This is a genomic window from Bifidobacterium aerophilum (assembly GCF_010667685.1).
GTDB lineage: Bacteria > Actinomycetota > Actinomycetes > Actinomycetales > Bifidobacteriaceae > Bifidobacterium > Bifidobacterium aerophilum.
Genome location: NZ_WHZW01000001.1, coordinates 238,507 through 245,847 on the forward strand (window position 1 = coordinate 238,507; position 7,341 = coordinate 245,847).

The 7,341-nt window shown below is 64.9% G+C and carries 5 protein-coding genes and 1 rRNA gene; 1 reads left to right on the plus strand and 5 read right to left on the minus strand.

The features are described 5' to 3' along the window. Positions 1 to 31: 31 nt before the first annotated feature. The 4 genes from GFD25_RS00895 to rpoZ form a co-directional block, all read right to left on the minus strand. Positions 32 to 2,404, minus strand: a complete 2,373-nt coding sequence (locus tag GFD25_RS00895) for a primosomal protein N' (RefSeq protein WP_163229010.1) — start codon at positions 2,402 to 2,404, stop codon at positions 32 to 34. 97 nt (positions 2,405 to 2,501) lie between these two features. Further along, a complete protein-coding gene (locus GFD25_RS00900; RefSeq protein WP_163229012.1) occupies positions 2,502 to 3,806 on the minus strand; it encodes a class I SAM-dependent methyltransferase in 1,305 nt (434 codons plus the stop codon). A gap of 403 nt (positions 3,807 to 4,209) precedes the next feature. Beyond that, positions 4,210 to 5,424 carry a methionine adenosyltransferase gene (metK, locus tag GFD25_RS00905; protein ID WP_163229014.1) on the minus strand — a complete coding sequence of 405 codons (1,215 nt, stop codon included), beginning with the start codon at positions 5,422 to 5,424 and terminating at the stop codon, positions 4,210 to 4,212. 297 nt (positions 5,425 to 5,721) lie between these two features. Next, entirely contained in the window at positions 5,722 to 6,006 is a 285-nt protein-coding gene (gene rpoZ, locus GFD25_RS00910; protein ID WP_163229016.1) for a DNA-directed RNA polymerase subunit omega, read from the minus strand. A gap of 187 nt (positions 6,007 to 6,193) precedes the next feature. Between rpoZ and GFD25_RS00915 the strand changes: the two genes are divergently transcribed. Continuing rightward, positions 6,194 to 7,045, plus strand: coding sequence for an SDR family NAD(P)-dependent oxidoreductase (locus GFD25_RS00915; RefSeq protein WP_163229019.1), 852 nt, complete (start codon positions 6,194 to 6,196; stop codon positions 7,043 to 7,045). Between the two features lie 57 nt (positions 7,046 to 7,102). On the opposite strand, the gene rrf is transcribed toward GFD25_RS00915, so the two are convergent. Further along, positions 7,103 to 7,219 (minus strand): 5S ribosomal RNA (gene rrf, locus GFD25_RS00920). Between the last annotated feature and the right edge of the window lie 122 nt (positions 7,220 to 7,341).

The following is a 7,341-nucleotide window of genomic DNA, read 5'->3' on the forward strand; positions in this document are numbered from 1 at the left end:
ACGTATCGTCCCATGCCGCGCCGACCGCCGGTCAGATCAGATCCTTCGGGTCAAGCCGGAACCGCAGTTCTCCGGGCGTGCGCGAGGCGACGTGCCGTGCGACGACGGCGCGCAGGCGGATCGCCAGTTCCGCCCGCCGCGGCTGGCCGACGCGTATGACGGCCTTGACCCGATCCGCGGTGTCCTCAAGTTCGCGCGCGTTGATCGTCGCCGGCTGCGGGATCGGCACCGGTCCGAGTACGGCCGGCAGGTCAACCGTCGCGGGCATGTCCAACGGCCCGTCGGTCATCGCCGTGCCGTCCGGGGAACCGTCGCCGGGGTCGCCGGTCGGTTCGTCGTCTCCGATCACGTTGCGCACGGTCACGTTCGCCCAGTCGCCGTCCAGCACACCGACCTCGGACAGGGCTTTCATGACCGCGTCGCGACGTCCCCACACGCAAGCGGCGGCCACGACCGGCGGCAGTCCGGTCTGCGCGCGTTCCTCGATCTCGCGCCCGGCCAGCAGCGTCGGATTCCACAGCATCAACGACCGGGCAATCACCGGATCGGTCTCTCCGATCAGCAGTCCCTGCCCGCCACGGGAACGCGGCGCGCACAGCGTCATCGACCGCATCCACGACGACAGCGCGTCGCATCGCGCATCCACGCCGGGCGCGTACAGACTCGTCCACGCGTCCAGGATCGCCACGGCGCGGTATTCGCCCGGCTTGCCGTCGGTCTGCAACACGCGCGGTTCGCAGCCGGGCGTGGCGATGACGATCTGCGGCGTGGCGACGATCGACGCGATGATGCCTCGCGGCTGGCTGCGCGACGACATGACGATGGGCACGCCGCGGAACAGTCCGGCGAGTTCCTGCGCGGTGCCAGCAGCTCCGACGCGCACGACGCGCAGGCGGTCGCCGTGGCATCCGGGACAGGTCCAGTTCACGGCGGCCGCGCCGCACCACCGGCATCGTATGCCGCCCGACATGCCTCCCGGATGTTTCACGGATTGTTCCACGACTTGTTCGAGAGGTCCGGTGCATCGCGCGCACCGCGCCTGCCGGTGGCATCGCGCGCAACTGAGCGCCTGGGCGATGCCGTCCGCGGGAATGGACAGCAGTACCGGACCGCTTCGCAACGCCTCGGTCAGGATGCGCACCGCCGTATGCGGCACGCGCGCGCCGATGCTCGGATCGGCAAGCCTCGCCAGCTCGTCGCGGTTCAGCCACCGGATCCACGGACTGCTCTCCTTGAGCACGGCGGGCAGCGGACGCACCGGAGACGAGAAGCCGCTGGTCGGCGTCTCGCGCACCACGGACGGATCCCCGTCGCCGTTCGTCTCCCACTGGCTGATCGGACTGCGCGCGTTCGCCAGCGCCACGAACACGCCGCCATGGGCCTTGGCACGCAGACGCAGCACGCCGCGCGCGTTCGGATACGGCATGAACCCATCCATGTTCTGATAGGCGAGATCATCGACGATCGCGAACAACGCCGGTCCCTCGACCGGGGCATACATGGCAGAGCGCGCGCCGATCACGCATCGCACCTGACCGGTCGACACGGCCAGATACGCGCGGTATCGTTCGGCGGGCGGCATCGCACTGCCCTCAAGCACGGCGAAGTCGCCGCTGTACCCACCGTGCGTGGCATGATCCGGCGCGAAACGGCGCAGTCCGCAGTCCCCCGCCAGCACACCGGCGAGATCGTCCACCTCACGTGCGGTCGGCAGCACGATCACCGCCGACTTTCCGGCGAGCAACGCGTCAAGGATCATGTATGCGAGGTCACGCGCCCAGCGCAGGGCCCCGGGCATCGCGTCCACGACGAACGACGCGAATCCCCGTCCCTCGATGGCGGCGTGCAGCCGTTCCGCACCGTCATACGACCGTCGCAGGGCGGCAAGCCCGTCGGCGAGCGCCTTCGACTGCGGTTCGCCGAACCGTTCGTGTCCCTGCCACAAGCCGGACGCGGCCAGCTGCTGTTCCTTGTCGATGCGGGCGACGCGCGCGGGAACGGCCAGCCGCAGGATGTTCGCGCGCGTGCCGCCGTAGGCGTCCGCGATCAGCGTGATGTCCTCGCGCATCGACGCCGATACCAGCGGCGACGGCGTGAGCACCCGTTCGATGTACCGCAGCGACGAAGCCGGCGTCTCACTGGATGCGACGCGATCCCAGATGATGCCGTTCACCCGTTGCCCGCCGAACCGCACGCGCACCATCGCGCCGGGGACGGCCTGATCGGATTGGCGTTCCTCGACAAGATAGTCGAACGTGCGTCCCAGATGCGTGGCCTGCACGTCGAGCACGACCCGCACGACCGGGTTCTCTGCGGCGGGGATCTTCTCCTCGGGCGCGCGCCGGCGACGTCTGGGGGTCGCGAACCCGTCAAACGTCAGCTGTTCGGCATGCGGTGAGGTCATATCTCATTTTCTACCACAGACGATGCGGACATTGACGGCATGCCATCAGCATGATCGGAGACCGGCTGATGCACGGCCGTTCCGCACCGTCCACAAATCAGGCCTTCCACCACGGACGCAGCGGATACCACCTGCCGTCCGGGTGTCCGACGCGATCGGGCTTGACCGCGAGGAACTGGTGCACCTGAATGCCGTCCAGCTCGAAGTTCAGCGCGCATGCGGCCATGTACAGGCCCCACACCTTCGCGCGCTCGAATCCGACCTCGGCCACGGCCTCGTCCCAATGCTCGGCGAGGTTGTGGTTCCAGTGATGCAGCGTCAGCGCGTAATGCTGGCGCAGGTTCTCCTGATGCACCACGTTGAAGCCGGCGTCGTGGATGCACGATTCGATGAATCCGGGCGCGCCGAGGTCTCCGTCGGGGAAGATGTACCGGTCGAGGAATTCGTCGGTGCCGGGCTTGCCGTGGGGCTTGTCATGGCTGATGGTGATCTGGTGGTTGAGCAGTCGGCCGCAGGGCTTCAAAAGCTTGAACATCTCTTCGAAGTAGCTCTGGTAGTTCTTCACGCCGACGTGCTCCATCATGCCGATCGAGCAGATGCCGTCGAAGTCGCGTTCGGGCACGTCGCGGTAGTCCATCACGCGCAGTTCCGCGAGACCCTCCAGTCCCTCGCGCCTGATCCATTCCTGACCGTATTCGATCTGCTCCTTCGACAGCGATACGCCAAGCGCCTTGATGCCGCGCTTGGCCGCTTCGATCACGAGCGTGCCCCAGCCGCAGCCGATGTCGAGCAGCCGGTCGCCGGGCTTCAGCCCCAGCTTGTCGAGCACGAGACGGATCTTGTTGAGCTGCGCGTCCTCCAGGCTCGTGTCCTCGGTCGGGAACACGGCGCACGTGTACGTCATGGTCGGCCCGAGGAAGTTGCGGTAGAAGTCGTTGGACAGGTCGTAGTGGAAGCTCACGGTTTCGCTGTCGGCCTTCTCGGTGTGCGGCAGCAGGCCGGACTTGATGCGTTCGAACTTCGACGGTCCTTCGGTCTTCGGCACGGGCGGCTTGCGGTAGCCGTGGCTGAGGATCGCGCCTCCGACCTTGGCGATGCCGAGTGGCGTCAGCGGGCGCACGTACGGCGCGACCGAGAGCAGCTGCCGAAGCTGGGGATACGGATCGGCATAGTCGATGCCCTTGATGTCGAAATCGCCGAGCACGTACGCGCGCACCGCGCCGATTTCGTTGGGATGGGTAAGCAGTTGGTAGACCGCGTTCGGATTGTTGACCGTGACGACCAGATCGGCAGTTTCGGGGCCGAACGTCGATCCGTCGAACGCTTCGACGCGCAGCAGCGGATTCGGCTGGATGAATTCAGCGACCATCTCGCCGACGGTCATCGTTTTGCCGTAACCCATGATTCTTCGCCTCTTTCGTGGATGTTTGTCGTGATATTGGTTACGCGTATTCGTTGATGTGAGTTTCGTTACGCTGTCGTTTGCAAAAAGCGCCCGCCGCGAACACACGTCACGGCAGGCGCCATAGTCTGTCATTGAATTATTGATTCGACCGTTCCTCTTGTTCCCCTGAAGGGCGACAGTGACGGTGATACAGGTCGCTTTGTCCTCCCTTTTTCCTTGCTCCTCCTGAGGGGGGCAAGGGGAAGGAACGACCACGGCGGCGCTGGCACAATGTAGGCATCGCCCGGGCTCGCCCCTGCTCCCCCTGAAGGGGGAGCTGTCAGCGAAGCTGACTGAGGGGGGTGACACACCCAACACATCAGGCCCGTCATCACGGCCCGACGGTTCCCAGCCGAACCCGTCACTCGGCGATCGCGGCCTGGAGCTCGTCGACCTTGTCGGTGCGCTCCCAGGTGAAGTCCTTGTCCTCGCGGCCGAAGTGGCCGTATGCGGCGGTCTTCGAGTAGATCGGGCGCAGCAGGTCGAGTTCGTCGATGATCGCGGCCGGACGCAGGTCGAAGACCTTGCGCACCGCGCGCTGGATCTGGTCGCGGGTCACGTCGCCGATTTCGGTGCCGTACGTCTCGACGTTCACGCTCACCGGGTCGGCGACGCCGATCGCGTACGCGACCTGCACCTCGACCTTGTGCGCGAGTCCGGCGGCGACGATGTTCTTGGCGACCCAACGGGCGGCGTACGCGGCGGAACGGTCGACCTTGCTCGGGTCCTTGCCGCTGAACGCGCCGCCGCCGTGGTGGGCGGCGCCGCCGTACGTGTCGACGATGATCTTGCGGCCGGTCAGGCCGGAGTCGGCGGCCGGGCCGCCGAGCACGAACGAGCCGGTCGGGTTGACGAGCACGCGGTAGTCGTCGTGCTTGACCTTGTCGCCGAGGACTTCGTCAAGCACCGGCCTGATGACGTGTTCGACCAGCTGCGCCTGGAGCCAGTCGTGCGTGGCTTCGGGATCGTGCTGCGTGGAGATCAGCACCGTGTCGAGACGCACGGCGTGGTCGTTCTCGTCGTATTCGATGGTGACCTGGGTCTTGCCGTCCGGGCGAAGATGCGGCACCTCGCCGCTCTTGCGTACCTGGGCCAGACGGTAGGCGAGCCGGTGCGCCAGGTGGATCGGCAGCGGCATCATCACGTCGGTCTCGTCGGTCGCGTAGCCGAACATCACGCCCTGATCGCCAGCGCCCTGTGCCTCGTAGCGTTCCTCGCGGGACGCGGCCGTCTCCTGCTCGTGGCTCAGACGGGACACGCCCTGGTTGATCTCCGCGCTCTGGCCGGTGATCGACACGAGCACGCCGCACGAATCGGCGTCAAGACCGACCTCGCTGCTCGTGTAGCCGATGCGACGCACCACGTCGCGCACGACGTGCTGCACCTCGCAATAGCCTTCGCTGTTCACCTCGCCGAAGATCAGGAACTGGCCGACGCCGGCCACGGTTTCCACGGCGACGTGCGAGTGGATGTCCTGCCGCAGCAGATCGTCCAGAATCGCATCCGAAATCTGGTCACAGATCTTGTCGGGATGGCCTTCGGTCACCGATTCGGCCGAAATCAAACGACGTTCCATACGCGCACCTTCTTCATGCCGCACCGTTTCCCCATTCGCATCCGTCTGCGGCCACGACGAATCGGATCCATTGGCCTGTCGCCCGCGTACGCAACGGAACGCGCGCCCGGTCACACCCCGACCGGCATCGTCCGTCACGTGCGCCGTTGCCGTGCCATTAGCTTCAACATAATACGCCCCACCGGCATGTTGTCGTGAAGATCATTTCTCGCACGACGTACCGATGGGGCGTATACGATATGATTTGCGGTTCATCGCCCGGCGATGCCGTTAGGACCGACGCCGGACGATTCGCGATCAGTTGCCTTCGCTCAGATCGTCCTCGCCAAGGGTTTCCTCAAGCAGGCCCTCGTTGATCTCACGGAACGCGATGGACAGCGGCTTCTCCTGGTTCTGGTATTCGACCAGCGGGCCGACGTTCTGCAGCAGGCCCTCGTTGAGCTGCGTGAAGTAGGAGTTGATCTGGCGGGCTCGCTTGGCCGCGAAGATCGCCAGAGCGTACTTGGAATCAGCATGCTCCATCAGATCGTCGATCGGCGGATTCGCAAGTCCCTGCGGGTGAGGATCGGTGCCAAAAGCCATGATGTTGTTCTCCGAATCATCAATAATCAGCGTACAGCTATTCCAACCTAACGAATATACCCCGACCCCTTGTCTTTGCATTCACCGCAATGATCCACGACATGCACCCCACAAACACCCCGAACGTGCTAGTCTCGGCATAACGGCTACGGCAACGACGCCGAGCCCCGAACAGAACGGAGGTCGTATGACCGACGAGACAGTATTCGACCAATATCCCCTTGACCAGTGGAAAAACCCGGATCATCGCATCATGGACCGGTTCTCTCTGGTCGGCAAGAAGGGCTTCGTGACCGGCGGCGCCGGCGGACTGGGGCGCAACACCGCTGCGGCGTGGGCCGAGGCGGGTGCCGACGTGGCCATCGTGGACCTGCCGCGCACCCGGGACACACTCGAACCGCTGGCCGCGGAGCTGTCCGCACGATACGACGTCAACATCGTGCCGCTGTATTGCGACGTATCCGATCGCAGCCAGGTCGAGGCACTGAAAACGTCGCTGATCGACGCGATCGGCACCGTAGACATCGCGTTCATCAATGCCGGCGTCAACGTGCCCGGCGATGACGCGGACGAGCCGTACGAAGTCTGGCAGAAGACCATCGACATCAATCTGACCGGCGCTTACATGACCGCGCAGATGGCCCAGCACATCATGCGCGAGCATCATCACGGCGGGTCGCTGATCTTCACCTCGTCATTGTCCGGGCACAACGCCAACTTCATCGGCGGCGGCCCATCCCCCGTGGCCGCGTATGGCGCGACCAAGGCCGGCATCTACGAGTACGCGCGCTATCTGGCTGCGGCGTTGGCGCCATACGGCATCCGTTCGAACGCGGTGTCGCCGGGATACGTCTGGTCCGGTATCTTCGACGGACGCATCACGCCTGAGGGGCATGATCTCATGATCGCGCCGGTGCCGATGCACCGGTTCGGCACCAATGAGGAGATCGCCTCGACGGTGCTGTTCCTCGCCAGCGATGCCTCGTCGTACATCACCGGCACGAACATCCAAGTGGATGGCGGGTATTCCGTGTACTGACCGTAGATATGCGGAAAGCCCCGAACCGTCGTGGTTCTGGGCTTTCGTTAAGTAGTATTGCGGCGGTGTGCTACTCTCCCACACTCTGTCGGGTGCAGTACCATCGCCGTGCCAGGCCTTAGCTTCCGGGTTCGGAATGGGACCGGGCGTCTCACCTGGGCTCTGACCGCCGCAAATCTGTAATTATACGGTCAAACCGTTTCGGGTTTGCCGGCATTGGTGGTGGTTTGGGGACCGGATGGTGGACGCGATTGATGTCTTGTGACGCGCAGTGTTCATTGTCGCGCGTGGTATCA

What these genes read in the sequence shown, in the direction of transcription:
- GFD25_RS00895 (WP_163229010.1), bottom strand. Translation starts at nt 2,404, where the DNA reads ATGACCTCACCGCATGCCGAACAGCTGACGTTTGACGGGTTCGCGACC.
- GFD25_RS00900 (WP_163229012.1), bottom strand. Translation starts at nt 3,806, where the DNA reads ATGGGTTACGGCAAAACGATGACCGTCGGCGAGATGGTCGCTGAATTC.
- rpoZ (WP_163229016.1), bottom strand. Translation starts at nt 6,006, where the DNA reads ATGGCTTTTGGCACCGATCCTCACCCGCAGGGACTTGCGAATCCGCCG.
- metK (WP_163229014.1), bottom strand. Translation starts at nt 5,424, where the DNA reads ATGGAACGTCGTTTGATTTCGGCCGAATCGGTGACCGAAGGCCATCCC.
- GFD25_RS00915 (WP_163229019.1), top strand. Translation starts at nt 6,194, where the DNA reads ATGACCGACGAGACAGTATTCGACCAATATCCCCTTGACCAGTGGAAA.